Annotated in this window: 20 protein-coding genes; 5 read left to right on the forward strand and 15 right to left on the reverse strand. The window is 70.6% G+C overall.

The window, feature by feature from the left end; genetic code table 11:
* The 4 genes from ACFVR6_RS10525 (at nucleotide 1) to ACFVR6_RS10540 (ending at nucleotide 4,562) form a co-directional block, all read left to right on the forward strand.
* Entirely contained in the window at nucleotides 1-1,797 is a 1,797-nt protein-coding gene (locus tag ACFVR6_RS10525) for a DUF4012 domain-containing protein (RefSeq protein ID WP_386962397.1), read from the forward strand.
* 102 nt (nucleotides 1,798-1,899) lie between these two features.
* Entirely contained in the window at nucleotides 1,900-2,454 is a 555-nt protein-coding gene (locus ACFVR6_RS10530; protein WP_386962400.1) for a cell wall protein, read from the forward strand.
* 44 nt (nucleotides 2,455-2,498) lie between these two features.
* Nucleotides 2,499-3,536, forward strand: a complete 1,038-nt coding sequence (locus tag ACFVR6_RS10535; protein ID WP_386962403.1) for a glycoside hydrolase family 6 protein — start codon at nucleotides 2,499-2,501, stop codon at nucleotides 3,534-3,536.
* A gap of 63 nt (nucleotides 3,537-3,599) precedes the next feature.
* Nucleotides 3,600-4,562 (forward strand): response regulator transcription factor, encoded by a 963-nt coding sequence (locus ACFVR6_RS10540; RefSeq protein WP_386962406.1) that lies wholly within the window; start codon nucleotides 3,600-3,602, stop codon nucleotides 4,560-4,562.
* Here the strand turns inward: ACFVR6_RS10540 and ACFVR6_RS10545 are convergent, their stop codons facing one another.
* The 6 genes from ACFVR6_RS10545 to ACFVR6_RS10570 all read right to left on the reverse strand — a co-directional run bounded on the left by ACFVR6_RS10545 (nucleotide 4,563) and on the right by ACFVR6_RS10570 (nucleotide 10,402).
* The gene (locus ACFVR6_RS10545; protein ID WP_386962409.1) at nucleotides 4,563-6,005 is read right to left on the reverse strand and encodes a glycosyltransferase family 2 protein; all 1,443 of its coding nucleotides are present in this window, start codon (nucleotides 6,003-6,005) and stop codon (nucleotides 4,563-4,565) included.
* A complete protein-coding gene (locus ACFVR6_RS10550; RefSeq protein WP_386962412.1) occupies nucleotides 6,002-6,751 on the reverse strand; it encodes a fructose 1,6-bisphosphatase in 750 nt (249 codons plus the stop codon). Before ACFVR6_RS10550 ends, ACFVR6_RS10545 begins: the two co-directional genes overlap by 4 nt.
* 212 nt (nucleotides 6,752-6,963) lie before the next feature.
* Nucleotides 6,964-7,578, reverse strand: coding sequence for a hypothetical protein (locus ACFVR6_RS10555; RefSeq protein WP_386962414.1), 615 nt, complete (start codon nucleotides 7,576-7,578; stop codon nucleotides 6,964-6,966).
* 267 nt (nucleotides 7,579-7,845) lie between these two features.
* Complete coding sequence (locus ACFVR6_RS10560) at nucleotides 7,846-8,541, reverse strand: endonuclease/exonuclease/phosphatase family protein (protein ID WP_386962416.1); 696 nt, start codon at nucleotides 8,539-8,541, stop codon at nucleotides 7,846-7,848.
* A 79-nt stretch (nucleotides 8,542-8,620) separates the two neighbouring features.
* The gene (gene truA / locus ACFVR6_RS10565; RefSeq protein WP_386962419.1) at nucleotides 8,621-9,508 is read right to left on the reverse strand and encodes a tRNA pseudouridine(38-40) synthase TruA; all 888 of its coding nucleotides are present in this window, start codon (nucleotides 9,506-9,508) and stop codon (nucleotides 8,621-8,623) included.
* A 51-nt stretch (nucleotides 9,509-9,559) separates the two neighbouring features.
* A complete protein-coding gene (locus ACFVR6_RS10570; protein WP_386962422.1) occupies nucleotides 9,560-10,402 on the reverse strand; it encodes a universal stress protein in 843 nt (280 codons plus the stop codon).
* 197 nt (nucleotides 10,403-10,599) lie between these two features.
* Between ACFVR6_RS10570 and ACFVR6_RS10575 the strand changes: the two genes are divergently transcribed.
* Complete coding sequence (locus tag ACFVR6_RS10575) at nucleotides 10,600-12,528, forward strand: acyltransferase family protein (protein ID WP_386962424.1); 1,929 nt, start codon at nucleotides 10,600-10,602, stop codon at nucleotides 12,526-12,528.
* Nucleotides 12,529-12,701: 173 nt separating this feature from the next.
* Here the strand turns inward: ACFVR6_RS10575 and ACFVR6_RS10580 are convergent, their stop codons facing one another.
* From ACFVR6_RS10580 to ACFVR6_RS10620, 9 genes are all read right to left on the reverse strand, one after another.
* Nucleotides 12,702-13,724 (reverse strand): GNAT family N-acetyltransferase, encoded by a 1,023-nt coding sequence (locus tag ACFVR6_RS10580; RefSeq protein ID WP_386962427.1) that lies wholly within the window; start codon nucleotides 13,722-13,724, stop codon nucleotides 12,702-12,704.
* Nucleotides 13,725-13,845: 121 nt separating this feature from the next.
* On the reverse strand, nucleotides 13,846-14,415 hold the full coding sequence (gene rplQ, locus ACFVR6_RS10585) for a 50S ribosomal protein L17 (protein WP_386962430.1): 570 nt from the start codon (nucleotides 14,413-14,415) through the stop codon (nucleotides 13,846-13,848).
* 79 nt (nucleotides 14,416-14,494) lie between these two features.
* Nucleotides 14,495-15,484, reverse strand: a complete 990-nt coding sequence (locus ACFVR6_RS10590; RefSeq protein WP_386962433.1) for a DNA-directed RNA polymerase subunit alpha — start codon at nucleotides 15,482-15,484, stop codon at nucleotides 14,495-14,497.
* Between the two features lie 169 nt (nucleotides 15,485-15,653).
* Nucleotides 15,654-16,052 (reverse strand): 30S ribosomal protein S11, encoded by a 399-nt coding sequence (rpsK, locus tag ACFVR6_RS10595; protein ID WP_023954078.1) that lies wholly within the window; start codon nucleotides 16,050-16,052, stop codon nucleotides 15,654-15,656.
* A gap of 40 nt (nucleotides 16,053-16,092) precedes the next feature.
* A complete protein-coding gene (gene rpsM, locus ACFVR6_RS10600; RefSeq protein ID WP_386962438.1) occupies nucleotides 16,093-16,467 on the reverse strand; it encodes a 30S ribosomal protein S13 in 375 nt (124 codons plus the stop codon).
* Nucleotides 16,468-16,616: 149 nt separating this feature from the next.
* On the reverse strand, nucleotides 16,617-16,733 hold the full coding sequence (gene rpmJ / locus ACFVR6_RS10605; RefSeq protein WP_005050492.1) for a 50S ribosomal protein L36: 117 nt from the start codon (nucleotides 16,731-16,733) through the stop codon (nucleotides 16,617-16,619).
* Between the two features lie 85 nt (nucleotides 16,734-16,818).
* A complete protein-coding gene (gene infA / locus ACFVR6_RS10610) occupies nucleotides 16,819-17,040 on the reverse strand; it encodes a translation initiation factor IF-1 (RefSeq protein ID WP_018171468.1) in 222 nt (73 codons plus the stop codon).
* A gap of 173 nt (nucleotides 17,041-17,213) precedes the next feature.
* Complete coding sequence (locus ACFVR6_RS10615; RefSeq protein ID WP_386962443.1) at nucleotides 17,214-18,197, reverse strand: type IV toxin-antitoxin system AbiEi family antitoxin domain-containing protein; 984 nt, start codon at nucleotides 18,195-18,197, stop codon at nucleotides 17,214-17,216.
* A 442-nt stretch (nucleotides 18,198-18,639) separates the two neighbouring features.
* Nucleotides 18,640-19,317 carry a DsbA family protein gene (locus tag ACFVR6_RS10620; RefSeq protein ID WP_386962447.1) on the reverse strand — a complete coding sequence of 226 codons (678 nt, stop codon included), beginning with the start codon at nucleotides 19,315-19,317 and terminating at the stop codon, nucleotides 18,640-18,642.
* Nucleotides 19,318-19,326 lie beyond the last annotated feature (9 nt).

Raw genomic sequence — 19,326 nt, forward strand, 5'->3', positions numbered from 1 at the left:
GTGAGTGCCGCAGTGCTGCCCCGCTCCGCGCGCGTCGCGGGCATCGTCTTCGCGAGCATGCTCGGCGCCGTACTGCTGGCGTTCATCGTCGCCGGCGTCTGGGTCGGGGTGCGGGCCGCTTCGGCACAAGCGCACCTGCGCACCGCTCAGGCCACCGTGGGCGAGACGGTGGACAGTCTCCACGACCCGGCCCGGGCGGCCGGCCTCGTCGAAGAACTGTCGCGTGAGACCTCCGCCGCGCGTGAGCTGACATCCGATCCGGTGTGGCGGGCGGCCGAGCATCTGCCGTGGGCGGGGCCGCAGCTGGCTGCGGTGTCGACCATCGCGGCCGCCGCAGACGATGTCGTCGGCGGCGCCCTCACCCCGCTCGCCGAGGTCGCCACCGCCTTCTCGCTCGATTCGCTGCGCCCCAGCGGAGGCCGCATCGAGACCGCCGTGTTCGATTCCATCGCCGAGCCCGCCCGTGCCGGTGCCGATCAGGTCGCCGCCGCGGCGGCATCCGTGGGCGCCATCGACGGGGGCGCGCTGCTCGCCCCGGTGCGCGACGCCGTCGCCGAGGTCTCCGAGCTGCTGCGCGCTAGCGCCACCGCGACCGATGCCCTCGCCCGCGCCAGTGTGCTGCTGCCGCCCATGCTCGGCGCCGAGGGCGAGCGCGACTATCTGATCGTCTTCCAGAACAACGCGGAGTGGCGCTCGTTGGGCGGCATCGTCGGCGCGCTCGCCGTCGTGCACACCGTCGACGGCACCATGCAGCTGACCGCACAGGCATCCGCGACCGACTTCCCCCGCTACGAGGATGCCGTGCTGCCGTTGTCGGACGAGCTGCTCGCGCTGTACGGTCCGCGCCCCGGGCGGTGGCTGCAGAACGTCACGCAGGTGCCGGACTTCGCCGTCACGGGCCCGCTGGCCAAGGAGATGTGGCTGCGCGAAACGGGGCAGGAGGTCGATGGCGTCATCGCGATGGATCCCGTCGCGCTGTCGTACCTGCTCGAGGCCACGGGCCCTGTCATGCTGCCCACCGGCGACGAGCTCACGGCGGACAACGCAGTACAGCTGCTCCTTCAGGACGTCTACCAGCGTTACGAGCGACCCCGCGATCAGGACGCCTTCTTCGCCGCCGCCGCGGCGTCCGTCTTCGACACACTCGCTCGCGGTGCCGGCGACCCTGCCGCGATGGTCGCCGCGCTCGGCCGCGCCGGAGACGAGCGGCGGCTGTTGCTGTGGAGCGCCGTCGCGGAGGATCAGGCGGTGCTGGCAGAAACATCCCTCGCGGGCGGGCTGCCGGTGACCGACGCCGAAGCCAGCCGGTTCGGGGTGTATCTCAACGACGGCACCGGCTCGAAGATGGACTACTACGTGAGCGCCGACACCTCGCTGACCTGGGACGCCTGCGTCGCAGGCGAGGACGATCGTGCCACCGGGGGCGCGACCCTCACCCTCACCCTCACCAGTACCGCTCCGCCTGATGCCGCGACCTCGCTCCCCCGCCACGTCACCGGAGGGGGCGTCTACGGTGTGGCCGCGGGAGTGGCGAGGACAGTCGCCTACCTCTACCTGCCGGAGGGGTTCGAGCTCACCCAAGCCATTCTGTCGATCGACCGCGGCTTCGGCGGCGGCTATCACGACGGCCGCCAGGTGCTCACTTTCAGCGCCGACCTCGCACCGGGTGACTCCGTCACGGCGACGGTCTCGGTGCGCACCGTCGCGCCGTCGGCGCGCACGCTCATCGCAGAGATCACGCCCACGATCTCGGCGGATATCCCCGCGACGATTGTCTCCGACTGCGTCAGCCCCTAGAGTCTGTGCTGAGGCACCGTCTGCGACGTATCCGGGTCGCAGCACAGCCTCCGGGGATGCCGGCAGGGGAGTCGGCATGACCCGCACGGCACAGGGGGAGCCATGACGCGTCGATTGACCCAGACCATCGCGATATCCGTACTTGCGGCCGGCGCGGCGCTGGCACTTCCTGCTGCGGCGAGCGCCTCCGCCATCTACCCACCCGCCGATGCCTGCGCGGTCTCCGTCGCGACTGCGGCCGCCGGCGAGACCATCGACTTCCGGTGCGCCGACGGCACGTTCAGCGCCAACGAGACGGTCACGATCACCATCACGGGTGAGAACGGCGTGGGGTCCACATTCGGCCCCGCGTTCGTCAAGTTCGCCCTTTCCACCGGCAGCACCACGCGCACTTCGTCTGCCACGGGCGCCCTCGACCCGGTTGACATCACGTTGCCGATCGACGCCAGCGGCGTGTACAACATCGCCGCCATCTCGGCGTCCTCTCCCGGTGGCGCCGGCAGCACCACCATCCGCTCCGCCAGTGGCGCACTCCCCACCACCGGCGGCGACGCCACCCAGCTGGTCGGACTGTGGCTCGGCGGCGGTGCACTCCTGCTCGCGGGCGCCGCGATCACCGTGGCCTCCGTCGCGCGACGAGCTCGCAGCCACGACTGACCGAACGAATTGGTCCCGGTGCGCCCGCCGGGATATCGTCGCCTGTGCCCGCACCTGCCGTGAACCGTCAGCGCCGCGCCCGCGGTCCCCGGCGCCCGCTCCCCCGACGCCTCGCCGTCGCCCTCCTCGCGATCGCCGGAGTCGTCGCGCTGGCCGCGCTCATCGCGGTCGCCACGCTCATCACCCGCACGGTGCAGACGATGATGCTGCAGCCGCCCGCGGTGGACACGACCCTGGTCGTCGCCTCCGGGTCCACGGCGGCGCGCGCGGCCGCCGACACCGGCGCACCCGACGAGGCCCGCGCCGCCGCCGCCTATCTCGCCGAGCAGCCGACGGCGTACTGGCTGACGCCGGAGCGCGACCCCATAGGAGAGGTGTGGGGCCGCATCGCCCACCTCGCCGTCGAGGCGCGCGAGCAGGACGCGACCCTCGCGGTCGTCGTCTACGGCCTCCCCGGGCGTGATTGCGGCAACTTCTCCGCCGGCGGCCTCGACGAGGCCGACTACGCCACGTGGACCGGCGAGATCGGCAAGGCGCTGGACAACGCGCGCGACGTGCAGCGCATCGTGGTGCTCGAGCCCGACAGCCTCGCCCTCGCGCCCGAGTGCGGCAATCTCGCCGACCGCACCCGCCAGCTGACGACCGCCGTCGACGCGCTGTCGGGGTCGGACGCGTGGATCTACCTCGACGGCGGCCACTCCACGTGGCATGAGCCGGCCACCATGGCCGACATCATCGCCCAGACCGGACTGCTCGATCGCGTGCGCGGCTTCGCCACCAACGTCTCGAACTACAACCACGCGGCATCCGAGTTCGACTACGCCCACGCCGTGGCCGCGGCACTCGGCGGCGGCCACGCGGTCATCGACACATCGCGCAGCGGCGCGGGCGGCAACGGGGTCTGGTGCAACGCCCGCGACCGCCTCATCGGCGAGCCCGGCGGCACCTTCGGCGACGAGGTCGTCGACACCAACCTGTGGATCAAACCCCCGGGTGAGAGCGACGGTCCCTGCAACGGTGGACCGGCCGCGGGCAGCTGGTGGCCGGATGCCGCGATCGAGCTGACCCGCGCCGTGCGTTGACGTGTCTCGGGCGTGTGTAGTCTGAGGACCAGATCACCCCGTCCCCCCGAGGTTTGCGTTCACATGACTGACTCCACCAGCCCCCCGAAGACGGCGGTGATCGTCGAAGACGATCCCGATATCCGCCACCTCCTGTCCGAAGTGCTGGAGGCCATGGGATTCTCGACCGTTTCCGTCGGCAACGGCATCGACGGTGTCCAGGCGGTGCTGTCGTATCAGCCCCTCATCACGACACTCGACGTGACCATGCCCGGCATCGACGGCTTCGAAGCCGCCCGTCGTATCCGGGCCAAGAGCGACACCTACATCATCATGCTCACCGGGCTCGAGGACGAGGCCGACGTGGTGCTGGGCTTCGGCTCGGGTGCCGACGAGTACATCAACAAGCCGTTCCGGCCGCGTGAACTGCGCGCGCGCATCGAAGCGCTGCTGCGGCGCCCGCGCCTGGCATCCGCCTCCCCGGGCACGCCCCGCCAGGACCAGGTGGGCCCGTCGTTCCCGGGCGCCCGGCCCGCGACCGCTGCCATCCCCGTCACACGTCCCGCGACGGAGCCCGCACCGGCGCCGACGCCGGTCGAGTACGTCTCCGGTCCGGTCTCCCCCGCCGACGCGGGCTCGAAGACGATCGTGCTGTCGCCGTCGGCCGTCGTCCCCGCCGAGTCCCCGCTGCTGCCGCACGCCGGTCTCGGCCCGGCCGCGCTCAGCCACCGCGACCTCGAGCTCGACCCCGAGAGCCGCATCGTCGTGGCCGCGGGCGTCGAGCTGGACCTCACCCGCACCGAGTTCGACCTGCTCTCCACCCTCATGGAGTCCAAGCGGCGCGTGCGCAGCAAGGCCGACCTGACGCTCGTGCTGCGCGGCGAGTCCTACGTCACGAGCTACTTCGTCGGCGAGGCCGACAAGCGTGCCATCGAAGCGCACATGACCAACCTCCGCCGCAAGCTCGGCGACAATCCCGCCAACCCCCGCTACATCGAGACGGTGCGCGGGGTCGGCTACCGGATGACGTCCGAGGTCGCGGCCTAGTCAGACCTTGTAGCCCTGGTGGCGACGCAGCAGCTTGAACACCATCGTGAGGGTCTGCAGCACCGTCACGACGCCCACGACAGGCCAGCCGATCCAGAGGATCGTCGACTGCACCACCGGTCCGAGCATCATCCAGATGACGCTCATGGCCACGATCACCACGACCAGCAGCACGAGCGGCATCCAGTGCGCCGACCCGCCGCCGCGCTCGGCCTTGGCCTGCATCGCCCAGTTGTCGACCTTCTTGCGTGAGAGGAACCGGGTCCACGAGCGCAGGAAGTGACTGATGCGGATCCACATGAAGATCTCCGCGGGGGCCATGAGACCGGCGAACGCGATGTCGCGGCTGTTGCGGTTCTGCATCGTGTAGGCGATGCGCAGGTTCAGCAGCACCGCCACGACGGGCGGGATGAGCCACAGCGGCGAGAAGACGAACGCGCCGATCGACAGCGATCCCGCCAGCAATGTGAGGAACGCCACGCGCACGAAGAGGTTCGTGAGCATGCCGAAGTTCTCCCACCAGCGCAGGCGCAGGTTGGGGTGGAACGGCTGCCCCTTGGTGTCACCGCGCTGGCCGGGCCACATCAGCTCGATGGAGCCGTACGTCCACTTGACCTGCTGCGCGTCGTAGCCGCGGAGCGTCGTCATGCCGCCGACGTCGGCGCGCGCGTAAGGGCTGATCTTGGTGAGGTACCCGGCGCTCTTGATCTGCAGCGACAGCAGCGAGTCTTCGACCTCACTGTCCTTCACCCACGGGGTCGACTGCCGGTTCTCCTTCATCACCTCACGCAGCGCGGTGGTGGAGAAGATCGAGAACTGCCCGCCGAGCACGGCCATGTTGCGCCCGCGCAGCAGGTTCTGCAGGTTGAACGCGGCGAACTGGGTGCGCTGACCGGCGATGAGGAACTTGCCGATGAGGCCCTTGATCGGACGGTCGTCGATCGAGTAGATCGCCGAGATGCCGCCGATGCGCGAGTCCGAGACGGCTTCGATCTCGAGGTACTCCACCGCGCGCGGATCGGCGATGGTGTCACCGTCGACGCCCAGCAGGTAGTCGTAGCCCTCGACCAGCGCGTACCCGTAGTTGAGCGCGCCGACCTTCTTGTCGGGGTTCTTGCCGATGTCGTGCACGAACACCTCGGTGAACTGCTCGCCGAGGGCGGTCGTGATCTCGTGCGGCCCGCTGTACTCCGAGGCGATCTTGACGGTGGCATCCGAGGTGTTGTTGACCACCACGTGGATGACATCCGGCACGCGGGTCTGGTCGAGCAGCCCCTGGATGACGGCGCCGATCGACTCCTCCTCGTTGTAGGCGGGGATGACACAGCCGATCGTCGACCGGTGTCCGGTGGAGTTCTCGAGCACCGATGCGAAGTCGTCGGCGAACCCGGGAGCGGGGGCGAGGTCGGTGGATGCCGCGTCGTGCGGGAAGGACGAGGTCACGGTGCCTGCTCCTCGGACTCGGTGCCGGCCTCGTCGGCGTCGGCCTGCGGGAAGATGGCGATCGGCAGCTGGTGGTAGACGGTCTGCTGCCCGAACGACGCGTCGTCGTTGGCGGTGCCCTCGACCCAGATCGTCAGCTGGAACTGCAGGGTCACCCCGAACGTGTCCGGCGGCAGCTGGTGAATCGTCGTCTCGGGCACGTGCAGGCCGCCCTGGAAGCTGTTCAGCAGCAGCCCGCGCTCGGAGCGCAGCGTGTCGGTCGGCACCAGCGTGCGGGGGTCAGCGGCGAACTGGAAGGGCGTGGAGACCTGGCCGCCGGTCTGCGCGGTCTGCGAGGTGATCGCGATCTGCGAGATGTAGACGCGGCGCTTCTGCGTGAGCACGGCCTTCTCGTCCACCCGGCTGTCGTGCACGTTGACGGCGAAGCCGAAGGTCTTCTCCCCCATCGGCATCCACTCGTGGGTGCGCTTGGGGTCGGCTGCCCAGATGTCCAGGCGCACCTCGAGCCCGTCGGCGACCTCGGACGACAGCGAGACCGAGCCGTCGTAGGTGAACTGCGAGTCGAACTCCATCGCCGGTGCGGCGGTCGTCTCCACCGGCTCGGGCACACGCTCGGCGGCGCCGGCGGAGGCGCCGTTGAACGCGTCGAAGAGCTGTGCGCAACCGGTCAGGGGCAGGGTCGCAGCAGCGATGATCGCGGCACCTGCCAGCAGGCGGGCGCGACGGGACGAGCGGGAAACAGACATGGGGCTACCGGGTTTCGCGAGGAGGCGCACGAACGCGCAAACGGAATGCCGCCTCGGCCGGAGGGCGCTTCTGGGATGGCGACGCCTGAAGTCTATGAGCGCGGTACCGGGGTGAACCGGCCGATTCCGGGGGCCTTGGCGGTTCCTTGGGGGTTTCTTGCGGCGACGTTTGCGGGGCCCTCGACGCCCCGCCCCGCGCGTCGCGCAGGGCGTCAGTCGTCGGCTGCCGGGGATGCCGCGATCGCGACCACCAGGGTGTCCGTGGCGGTCTGCTTGGCGAATTCCGTGGAGGTCGGCGTCGTCTGCACGAGGAAGTCGTAGCGGAACTGCACCTCGACGAAAGTGGCCTCGGCGGGGACGGTGCCCACCGTGAAGGTCTGCGAGTAGCTGTACGGGCTCAACACGAGGTACCCGGGGCTCACCGTGGCGGCATCCGTCTGGGTCTCGAGGGGCTCGAAGGTCTCGGTGGCATTGCCGGGCACGGCGAGCATGGTGGCCTTCTGCAGATAGACCTTCTGGCCGTCGTCGGGGGTCACCGTGGTGACCATCGACATGCTGACGGGCTTCAGCGCGTCCGCGGTCCAGCGGTCCATCGACAGGTCCGACCAGTAGTCGACGGTCGCTGCCACGGCGCCCGCCTGCAGCTCGCGCTGCGTGCTGCCTCCGGAGAGGTCGTTGGAGACGGGAGGCGCCACCGGTGCCGCGCTGCTGGCCTTTGGCTCATCTTCAGCTTCGGTCCAGGGGGCGGGGCCGCAGGCGGTGAGCGCGACCAGCGCCAATGCGGCGGATGCCGTCACCGCCATCGCACGAATGCCGACTCGTCGCATGCCATTTCCTCCTGTTGCGGCTCATCGCCAGTCTAGGTGCCCGCCCCACCGTGCCCTGTCGGCGCCGTGTCGCGCGGAAACCGGTAACCGCAGTTCTCCCTCAGGTTTCGCGCAAGACGCGCAAGCGCCCGAAGGCGCCGGATTCAATGACGGAGTGGCGATTGGGGGATTGCCACACGGGGGGTAGCTGTCAGCCGGCCGTGAGCTGGGGGGTCCGGCCGGCTGCAGCACCCGATCCGCGTTCGAACCCGCGACGCCGCTCGAACGCTACGCCGCGCCCTTGGTCGCGCGCATCACCGACGGCTCCGCCGTGACGAGGATCGGCAGGTGGTCGCTCAGCCCCTGCGGGAGGGTCTTGACCCGCTCGATGTCGAAGCCGACCGACGTCGCGAAGTCGTAGTGGCCGCGGAAGAACTTGTAGCGCGTGTAGGTGCGCGCATCGCTCAGCGTCAGCTCGTACCCCTGAGCACGCACCTTCTGCCCGAGGCTCTCCTTGAACACCGGGTAGTTGTAGTCGCCGACCATCAGGATCGGCAGCCCTTCCCCGAGGTCGGCGAGCTCGGTCAGTGCGGTCTTGATCTGGTGGCGGCGGAGGGAGTTGAGCGCCGTGAGCGGGGCCGCGTGGAACGAGGCGACGATCACCTCGCGGTTGTTGTCGATGTCGCGCAGGCGCACGCCCAGCATCCGCTCCTCTGCGGGCTTGAGCACGCGGTCGTGCAGCGACTTCTTCAGCGACATCGCCCGTGCCTCCAGGGCGCGGTAGGTGTTGGCCCGGTAGTAGACCGCCAGGCCCAGCCGATTGCGATGCGTGGCGCCGGCCAGCTGCAGTCCGCCGATCTGATCGGGGATGCCGGCGGTGACGGCCTCCTGCAGGCAGAGGACATCGGCACCGTGCTTCTCGACGAGGTCGGTCAGCTCGCCGGCGGCCCGGTGCTTGCGGAGGTTGTAGGAGATCACCCTCATGGTGACTTCAGCGTATGCCCGCACCCTGGTGTCCGGGTGGAGGTTGCGCGTGCGCCCGCTGGGAGGATATGCGCCGGCGCTACTCGGCGTCGCGGCGGTTGCGGGTCTGCACGGCGCGTGCGGCGAGCAGGTCGTCGGCCGGGTAGCCGACCTCGGTCAGGGTGAGTCCGCGCGCGGCGAGCACCTTGAACTCGCTCGTGCGCACCCCCTCGTCACGCAGGTCGACGACGTCGCGGGGAGCAAGCCGCCCCTCCCCCACGGCGACGCATGCCCCCACGAGGGCGCGCACCATGCTGTGGCAGAACGCGTCGGCGCGGACGTGCGCGACGACGGTGCGCTGCGCGTCGCGCCGCCAGTCGAACTCCAGCAGCGTGCGGATGGTGGTGGCCTCGTCGCGGGGCTTGCAGTAGGCCGCGAAGTCGTGGAGTCCGATGAGCGAGCGGGCGGCGGCATCCATCGCCGCCACATCGAGGCTCGCCCGCACCGTCGTCGTGCGGTGCCGCTCGAGCGGGTCGTAGCCCGTCTCGGTGTCGGCGATGCGGTACTCGTAGCGGCGGCTCGTGGCCGAGAAGCGGGCGTCGAAGCCCTCGGGGGCGGTGCTCGTGCGGCTCACGACGACGTCGGGGTACTGCCCCAGCACGCCCGCGATACGGCCGGCGAGGGCCGCGACGGCGTCACCGGCGTCGGGGGCCGCGTCGGCGGCATCCGGTCCCGCCTCGCGGTCCCGACGACGCGGGCGGCGGGCGCGCAGCCGCGCGACCTGATCGTCGTCGAGGTCGAGGTGGGCCACCTGTCCACTCGCGTGCACACCGGCATCCGTGCGGCCTGCCACCACGAGTCGGGGCGAGCCGCCGAGGATGCGCGTGACGGCATCCTCGATCGTGCCTTGCACCGTGCGCAGACCCGGCTGACGGGCCCAGCCGCGGAAATGCGTACCGTCGTAGGCGATGTCGAGGCGGATGCGCACCCCGCAAGCCTACTCAGCCGGCCGCGGGAATCCGGGTGCGTCGGCGCGGTGTCAGCGCGTGACGACCGTGACGGTCGCGACCCGTTGCAGCACTTCGTGGCTGATCGACCCGAGCAGGAACCGCGCCACGGCATTGCGTCCGTGCGTGCCGATGACGGCGAGCTTGGCGTCGGCGGCGAGCTCGTTGATCACCGTGGAGGGGTAGCCCTTGACGGCGCGCTCGTCGATCACGAGGTCGGGGTACTGCGCGCGCAGCCCCGCCAGCGACAGGGCGAGGTTCTCCTCGGCGGTGCGCTGCATGTTCGTCAGGTACAGCTCGGGGTAGACCATCGCGGAGTTGCGGGGAGCGGTGACCGGCGTCCACACCGACACCGCGATGAGGGGCTCGCGGAGGCGATCGGCTTCGGCCGCGGCGAAGGCGATGGCGCCCTCCGAGACCGGCGACCCGTCGACGCCGACGACGACGCCGGTACGGTCGTGGATGTCGATGTCGGGCACCACGACGACGGGGCAGCCGGCGCCGGCGACGATGCGGATGCCGTGCGCGCCGCGCGCCGGACCGGAGCCGGGGCCGCGGTAGTCGCTGCCGATGACCAGCAGCGCGGCGTGCGCGGAAGCGGCCTGCAGCACCGTCACGGGGTTGCCCGCCTCGACGCGGGTGGTGACGTGCACGCCGGCATCCGAGATGCGGGCGGCTTCCTCGTCGAGCATCCGCTGGGTCTCATCCAGCACGGTCTCCATGACCGAGCCTTCACCGACGGCGCCGATGGCCCCGCCCACCACGCTCACCAGCTCGATCTGCTGGTGGCGGTGTGCCGCGCGGCTGACCGCCCAGTCGATGACCCGCCGCGTCACGGGGGCCTCGGTCACGCCGACAACGATCGTTTCGCTCATGTCATCCTCCGTCGGATCCGTGTGCTCGCCCCCAGCCTATGACGCAGAGTCGGCGCTGTGCAGGTGGCTGCCCGAACCCCGCCACCCCCACCCGTCGCCGGGCGGTGAGGGACCCCCGACGTAGACTGGACGGGTCTTGCCTCGGCGGCGCGATGCGCCCCGCGAGAGCCCCCCCGCCATACTCCTGCGAGCTTGTATTGAACGCACTGACGACGTCGCGCGCCCCGCACTATGCGGGTCTCGACGGTCTCCGCGCGATCGCGGTGACCCTCGTCGTGGTCTATCACCTGTTCCCCGCGTGGGGGCTCACGAGCGGCTTCCTGGGCGTCGACGTCTTCTTCGTCATCTCCGGCTTCCTGATCACGAGCCTGCTGCTGCGCGAGCACGCCGCCGCCGGTCGCATCCGCCTCGCCGACTTCTGGCGCCGGCGCGCCCGGCGCCTGTTGCCGGCGCTAGCGCTGGTGGTCACGGTGTGCGCGACGGCGGCCTGGCTCGTGGGGGCCGACCTGCTGGTCGGGATCGGCGGGCAGCTCGCGGGAGCGGCGACGTTCTCGTACAACTGGGTGTCGATCGCCACGGGCAGCGACTACTTCGCCACGACCGCGCCGGAACTGTTCCGCAACCTCTGGTCGCTGGCGGTGGAGGAGCAGTTCTACCTCCTGTGGCCGCTCGTGCTGCCGCTGTTCCTGCTCCCCCGCCGCCGGGCGGTGCGGGTGGCAGCCGCCCTCGCGCTCGGGGCGGCATCCGCCGGCTGGGCGGTGGCGCTGACCCTCGGCGGGGCGGATGCGACGCGGGTGTACTTCGGCACCGACACGCACGCGTTCGGCCTGCTGCTGGGCGTCGCGCTCGCCTTCGCCGCGCGCGGGGCGGCGCCCCGGTGGCTGACCCGTGGGTCGACGCCTACGGCGACGGGAGTCGTGGGCGCGGTGGCGGTGGCGGGCATCGTCGGATTGGCGTTCCTGCCCCCACTGGCGGGCGCGCTGACGTATCCCGGCGTGCTCGTGGCGGCCTCCCTGCTCACCGTGACGGCGATCGCCTGCGGCATCCGCACCGGCTCGTGGTTCGGGCGCGCGCTCGACGTCGCGCCGCTGCGCTGGGTGGGCGTGCGCTCGTACGGCATCTACCTGTGGCATTGGCCGGTCATGGTGCTGCTCACGCAGGCCGCCACCGGGGGTGCTCCGGATGCCGCGACGCCGCTGTGGCTCGGCGCGCTCACCCTCGTGCTGTCGCTCGTCGCGGCCGCCGCGTCGTACCGCTGGGTGGAGATGCCGATCCGCCGCCACGGATTCGGCGGATCACTGCGGGCGCTGCGCGCGCGACTGTCGGGTTCGCCCCAGCGCCGGTTCGGCGCGGTGACGGCCGTGGTGCTGGGCGTACTGATGCTGGGTGGCACGACGGCTGCGGTGGCATCCGCGCCCGCCGAGACAGCCGCTGAGGCCGCGGTCGAAGCCGGGCAGGCGGCGCTGGAGGCCGCGGCGGCGACCCCCACGCCGACCCCCGCACCCGCGTCGGAATCGGCGGACGGCGCCGCGGGCGAGGCCGCGGAGGTCGCTGACGACGGCCCGCCGCCCATCACGGGCGATCAGATCACGGCGGTGGGCGACTCGGTCATGCTCGCTTCGGCGCCCGCGCTGCTGGCGCGCTACCCCGGCATCGCGATCGACGCGGCCGTGTCGCGCTCGATGTGGTCGGCACCGGACATCCTGCGCGACCTCGCCGAGCACGATTCGCTGCGATCGGTCGTGGTCATCGGCCTCGGTACCAACGGCGCGATCTCGCGGGAGTCGCTGCGGGAGATCACCGGCATCGTCGGCTCCAAGCGGCAGCTGGTGCTCGTGGATGCCCACGCGCCGCGGGACTGGATCGACGACGTCAACGGCGACCTGCGCGACTTCGCCCGCGGGCGCGGAAACGTCGCCGTCGCCGACTGGAGCGGCGCGATCGCCGGGCGCACCGACCTGCTCGCCGGCGACGGCGTGCACCCGGGGCCGACCGCCGCGGAGGTGTATGCCGACGCCGTCGCCGAGACCGTCGATGAGCTCAACGCGGGCCACGACGCGCACCGCGAGCGTGTCGCCACGCGCGAGCACGCCCCCGGCCCGCGCCAGTTCATGTCGCCCGAGTAGCCCGCGCGCGCCGGCCCCGCCGCGCGGTATCCCCGCCCCGGCATCCCATGGCCGAGAAACCACTTTTCGGCCGAGACACCACGCGGTGCGCGGTTTCTCCGCCGGAAAGTGGTTTCTCACGCGATCTGGATGCCACCCGGCGCGGATGCCACGCGGGCACGGATGCCGCGGTGTCAGTACCGGCGCACGAGCGCGCGGTCGCGCTCGGTCGCGACGAAACCGAGCCGCTCGTACAGCGAGTTCGCGCCGGTCGGGCTCTCGGTGTCCACGTCCAGCACGGCGCGCTCGAGACCCGCGTCCGCCATGCGGCCGAGCGAGCGCGAGACGACGAGCGGAGCCAGTCCCCGCCCACGGTGCGAGCGCACGACCCCGATGAGGTCGATGTAGGCATGGGAGGCCCCGAGCGTGGCCCAGTCGTCCTCGTTCACCGAGGCCAGGCAGAATGCCACGATCTCGTCGCCGTCGAGCGCGAGGGTCGACAGATCGGGACGCAGGAACGGCCCGCCGACGAGCTTCTCCCACCGCTCCGGTGTGCTCGGCAGGCTCCCCCAGTGGTCGCGGAAGGCGTCGTTGCGGGCAGCCAGGGAATCCGACGCGCGGTCGGCGGAGTACGGCACCAGGGTGATCCCCTCGGGTGTCGCGCGCTCGGGGACGGGCGCGGCGAGGTCGCGTTCCATCGACGCGAACCACCGGTCCACGTGGAAGCCGCGGCGCTCGGCGATGGCGACGGCGTCGTCCTCGTGCTCACCGGCGTGCAGGCGCACTTCGCCCGGCAGGGCCGATCCCGACTCCGCGAGCTGCTGCAGCGCGCGGGCGTGCTGCCATGCCAGCAGGGCGCTGCCGATGCCGCGGCGGCGCCAGTGCGGGTGGACGCCACCCTGCAGGTCGATCTGGATGCGCACCTCCTGTGACGGGTGCACGAAGGAGCTCCCGACCGCGACCGGCGTCCCGTCTGCCGCGAAGCCCAGCACGGTGTCGCGCGCGTGGTCGATGTGGGACAGCTCGAACGTGTCCGCCACGTCCTGGCGGGGCGTCGTCCACGACGGGTGGTCGACGAGGTCGGCGGCGACGAGGACCGCATGGATCGCGTCGATGTCGTCCGCCGACGCGGGGCGCCAGGTCACGGCATCCGGGTGCTGCGGCAGCTGGGGCTCGGGCGCGTGGCCGATGCGTTCGGCGAGGGTCGTCTGGCTCACCGGTCCACCCTATGCGTGCCCGCTGCGACGCAGCGAGGCGCCCCCGCGACGCAGCGAGGCCCGCCCCCGGCGAACCGGGTGCGGGCCTCGATGTGCGTGTCGAGCGGACTCGACGAAGCGATTACTCCGACTTGGCCTCGGCGGGCGCCTCGACGGCGACCTCGGCTGCTGCCTCGGCGGCGGCGCCCTCTTCCGGCGACTCGGCGCCGGCGTCGGCGGCCTCGTCGGCGGCGGGGGTCTCCTCGACCTCGGCCTCGGCGGTGGGCTCCTCGGCGGGAGCGGCAGCAGGAGCGGCCGCGGCCGACTTCTTCGCCGACTTCGCCTTCGGGGTCACGGGCTCGAGGACGAGCTCGATGACGGCCATGGGGGCGTTGTCGCCCTTGCGGTTGCCGATCTTCGTGATGCGGGTGTAGCCGCCCTCACGCTCAGCGACCTGGGGAGCGATCTCGGTGAAGAGGGTGTGGACGACCGACTTGTCACCGATGACCGACAGCACGCGACGGCGCGCGTGCAGGTCGCCGCGCTTGGCGAAGGTGATGAGGCGCTCGGCCAGCGGGCGAACGCGCTTGGCCTTTGTCACGGTGGTCGTGATCGAGCCGTGCGTGAACAGGGCGGCAGCGAGGTTCGCGAGAAGCAGGCGCTCGTGGGCGGGGCCGCCTCCGAGGCGGGGACCCTTGGTGGGCTTGGGCATGTCTATAACTCCAGTTGAAAAGAAGAACGGTGCGGATGCCGCGACCGGGCGTTACGCCGTGGTCGCGGCATCCGGTGAATCAGATGTTCTCGTCGTCGTATCCGCCGTAGAAGTGCGCACCGTCGAACCCGGGGACCGAGTCCTTCAGCGACAGGCCGAGGGAGACGAGCTTGTCGCGCACCTCGTCGACCGACTTCTGACCGAAGTTGCGGATGTTCATCAGCTGCGTCTCCGACAGGGCGACGAGCTCCGAGACGGTGTTGATGCCCTCGCGCTTGAGGCAGTTGTACGAACGCACCGACAGGTCGAGGTCCTCGATCGGCATCGACAGCTCGTTGGACAGCACGGTCTCGACCGGCGCGGGGCCGATCTCGATGCCCTCGGCCTCGACGTTCAGCTCGCGGGCGAGACCGAACAGCTCGGTGAGGGTGCGGCCGGCCGAAGCGACGGCGTCGCGCGGCAGCATCGAAGCCTTGGTCTCGACGTCCAGCACGAGCTTGTCGAAGTCGGTGCGCTCACCGGCGCGCGTCGCGTCGACGCGGTAGCTGACCTTGAGCACCGGCGAGTAGATCGAGTCGATGGGGACGACCCCGGCCTCGGCGTACTCGTTGCGGTTCTGGGTCGCCGAGACGTAGCCGCGGCCACGCTCGATCGTCAGCTCCAGCTCGAACTTGGCGGTGTCGTTGAGCGTCGCGATGACCAGCTCGGGGTTGTGCACCTCGACACCGGCCGGAGCCGAGATGTCCGCTGCCGTGACCTCGCCGGCACCCGTCTTGCGCAGGTACGCCGTGATGGGCTCATCGCGCTCGCTCGAAACGACGAGCTGCTTGATGTTGAGGATGATCTCGGTGACATCCTCCTTGACACCGGGGATGGTGCTGAACTCGTGCAGCACGCCGTCGATACGGATGCTGGTGACGGCCGCTCCGGGGATCGACGACAGCAGGCTGCGACGCAGCGCGTTGCCGATCGTGTATCCGAAACCGGGCTCCAGCGGCTCGATGATGAACCGGCTGCGGAACTCGCCGATCTTCTCCTCGGTCAGAGTGGGACGCTGTGCAATGAGCACGATGTGTTCCTTTCGATCACGTGACCGCTATATGACACGTGGGTGTGGTGAGGTGTTGAGTTGTATCGACGGATGCCACGCCTCGCGGCATCCGGGAAGCGTGCGCTCGTGGGCGCCGAGACCGGGCCGCGCGTGATGGCGAGGCCCGGTCTCGTGAGCCTGACGGAGCTCAGACGCGGCGGCGCTTGGGCGGACGGCAGCCGTTGTGCGCCTGCGGGGTGACGTCCTGGATGGACCCCACCTCGAGGCCGGCGGCCGTCAGCGAGCGGATCGCGGTCTCGCGGCCCGAACCCGGACCCTTCACGAAGACGTCGACCTTCTTGACGCCGTGCTCCTGAGCCTGGCGTGCAGCCGACTCCGCCGCCATGCCTGCGGCATAGGGGGTCGACTTGCGCGAGCCCTTGAAGCCCACACCACCGGACGAGGCCCAGCTGATGACGGCGCCGGACGGGTCGGTGATCGAGACGATCGTGTTGTTGAACGTCGACTTGATGTGGGCGTGGCCCAGTGCGATGTTCTTCTTTTCCTTGCGACGCGGCTTGCGCGCGGCGCTCTTGGCCTGTGCCATGTTCTGCGTTCTCCCTAAATCCTGGGGCGCCGGCGGAGGCCTAGCGCGCCTTCTTCTTGCCGGCGACCGTGCGCTTGGGACCCTTGCGGGTACGCGCGTTGGTCTTCGTGCGCTGGCCGCGCACCGGGAGGCCGCGGCGGTGACGCACGCCCTCGTACGAGCCGATCTCGATCTTGCGGCGGATGTCGGCGGCCACCTCGCGGCGGAGGTCACCCTCCACCTTGTAGTTGCCCTCGATGTGATCGCGGAGCGTGACGAGCTGGTCGTCGGTGAGGTCCTTGACGCGGATGTCCCCGTCGATGCCGGTGGCGGCGAGGATTTCGTTCGAACGGGTACGGCCAACGCCGTAGATGTAGGTCAGGGCGATGATCACGCGCTTATCGCGCGGGATGTCGACGCCGGCAAGACGTGCCATGCGACTCTCCTAGGAGTGAGTGGAGGTGTGGAACAGGATCGGTGCCCGGGCCTCCGCCCCGAGGTGTCCCCTCTCGCGAGGTTCTGATCCTGCCGTGTGAATTGTTCAGTTGTAGGTCTGGCGAACGGGATGCCGTGGCATCCCGCCGATCAACCCTGGCGCTGCTTGTGGCGCGGGTTGGACTTGCAGATGACCATCACGCGCCCGTGGCGACGGATCACCTTGCAGTGATCGCAGATGGGCTTGACGGAGGGGTTGACCTTCATGATTCTTCCTGTTCGCTGTCTTCACCGGGCAGGATGCGTCGGCATCCCGGGGTGTTACTTCTCGAGCGGTCGTGCGGGAGCGGGTCTAGCGGTAGCGGTAGACAATGCGGCCGCGCGTGAGGTCGTAGGGGCTGAGCTCCACGACAACGCGGTCCTCGGGGATGATACGGATGTAGTTCTGCCGCATCTTGCCCGAGATCGTCGCGAGCACCTTGTGTCCGTTGCTGAGCTCAACGCGGAACATCGCGTTGGGAAGAGCTTCCGACACGACGCCCTCGATCTCGATGACACCGTCTTTTTTCGCCATAGCCTCGCTTACGCTTCTGCTGACCGGTCGGTCTGCGGTGGGTGGATTCGGTGCGGCGACACGCCAAAACAGGCGCAACGCACCAAAGAACAAGCATACGTGGTAGGTCGCCGTGCGGCAACTCGGGCGTGTCGGCGCGCCCCGCCGCCCCCGTCCTCGCCGCCCGGTTGCCGTCATGCCGGGAAGATCTGGAACCGCGCGAGCCGCTCGCCGAGCATCTCAGCCGACGCGAGGTGCGCGTGCCCGGCACGGGCCAACGGGCGTCGGGTGGTCGCGCGGATCCAGTCCTCGCGCTCTTTCTCCGCCAGCAGCACCTGCGGGAGGTCGAGCCGTCCGCGCATCGCCGGGTCGGTGTACTTCCCGGCGCCGTCGAACTCGAACCACGCCGGCACCCCCTCCAGGCCGAGATCCAGCCAGAACCAGCCGCCCTGAGGCGCGGGGACGGGGACCTGGGGAACCAGTCGCGTGAACCCGAGCTCACGCAGGAACAGCCGACACAGGGTCTCGGCGGGCGACTCGGCCCGCCCGTCGGCGAATGCGAGCACACGCCGCGCCTGTCGCACGCCACGGGCGCGCGGGAAGCGCGCGAGATGGGTGGCGACATCGACGCGGAACGCCGCGTCGGCCTCCGCGTCGTAGGTGCGGGTCTTGCCATCCCAGGCCACCAGCCGCAGTGCGGCGTCTGCGACGGCGAGGGCTGCCGGCTCAGGCGCGAGCCGGACGACGTCCGCTACCGTCCGCGAGAGTGAGGTGCAGGGGATGCCGTCGATCACCACCCGATCGCGCTCTGGCACTTCGACCTCGTGGCGGGCCACGAAACGGTCACCGCTGGCCACGAGCCCGTTCGTTCGGGCGCCGCTGAGATGCACGCGCTGCGGGCGCAGCCGGAGCAGCGGTAGCCCGTGAAGCACCGCGGCGGACACGAACGCGAAGACCGCCTCCGTCCCGCGCTGGCGTTCGTGCGTCACGACGACGCGCATGAGGTGCCGCGCCTCGGTGTAGGCCGTGCGCCACACCGCGTCAGGCACGTACCAGCCACGGTGCACACGCTGCAACGTACCGTCCGCGACCGCCGCGGAAAGCTGCCGCGGCGACAGTCCCGAGCGTTCCAGCTGAGCACGCGTGAGCAGATGGCTGCGGGCCTCAGACACGTTCATGCGAACACGGTGACGCATCCTGCGCCGTCTCGGGGCTGCATCCACCGCCATCGGGGACAGCCTGCCCTCCCCGCGTCGTGTGGAGGAGTCGCTGCGCCTCGCCCCTCCCCCGTCACGCCGCCACCTCGCGACACCGCTACCCCGCCACCCCGCCACGCTGCCAACCCACACTCCCGCGCCGAACCCACACACCCCGCGCGCGCAGGTCGTGTGGTCCCGCACGAAAGATGTGGGCTCGCCCCCCCGCGCGCCCCCGCGCGCCCCCGCGCGCCCCGCGCGCCCACTCACGGCACGAGCCCACACTCACGGCACGAGCCCACACTCACGGCACGAGCCCACACAACCCGCGCGTGCGGGTGATGTGGGCTCGTGAGGGATGTGTGGGCTCGCGGACGCCGCGGGGCGGCGATCGCGGACGGCCGCGGGGCGGCGAGCCGCGAGGTTACTGGCCCAGGCGCGAGGTCAGATCGGCGGTGACGTCACCGGTGATCGGGACGATCTCGCCGTTGACCACCAGCGTCGGCGTCCCGGCGGAGCCGTCGGCGTTCTGCGGCAGCTCCTGCGCCTGCGCGAGCACGAAGTCGGCGTAGGTCTCGTCGGCGATGCATTCGGCCGCCTCGGGCGCACCGGCATCCGCCGCGAACTCCGCGAGCTCGTCGTTGGTCAGGCCCTGGCCGGTGGGGTGCGTCGCGAACACCGCCGTCATGAAGTCGTACGCGGCGTCGCCGCTCTCCTCGGCCACGCAGTACATCGCGCTGGCGGAGCGCTCCGAGAACCGCGTTCCGGATGCCGCGTTCAGCGATGCCAGCGCGACCGGCTGCACCCGCAGCGTGATGGCGTCGGACTCGACCAGTTCGGTGATCGTCGGGCCGTAGAGGTCCTCGAAGTCCTGGCAGTGGGGGCAGTAGAAGTCCAGCCACAGCTCGACCTCGTCCGCGCCGTCACCGACGACGATCGCGCCGGTCTCGGCTTCGACGGACGAGCCGGTGGGGGCTGCACCCGGGGACGTGGCGGCGCTGTTCATCCACCACACCAGCGCTCCGACGCCGACGAGTACGACGACGACCGCCGCGCTCACCCACACCGCGAACCAGTTGGTCTTGTTCCCTGCCGCTGCCACGACCTGTCC

The organism is Microbacterium sp. NPDC058021 (assembly GCF_042885955.1).
Classification (GTDB): Bacteria; Actinomycetota; Actinomycetes; order Actinomycetales; family Microbacteriaceae; genus Microbacterium.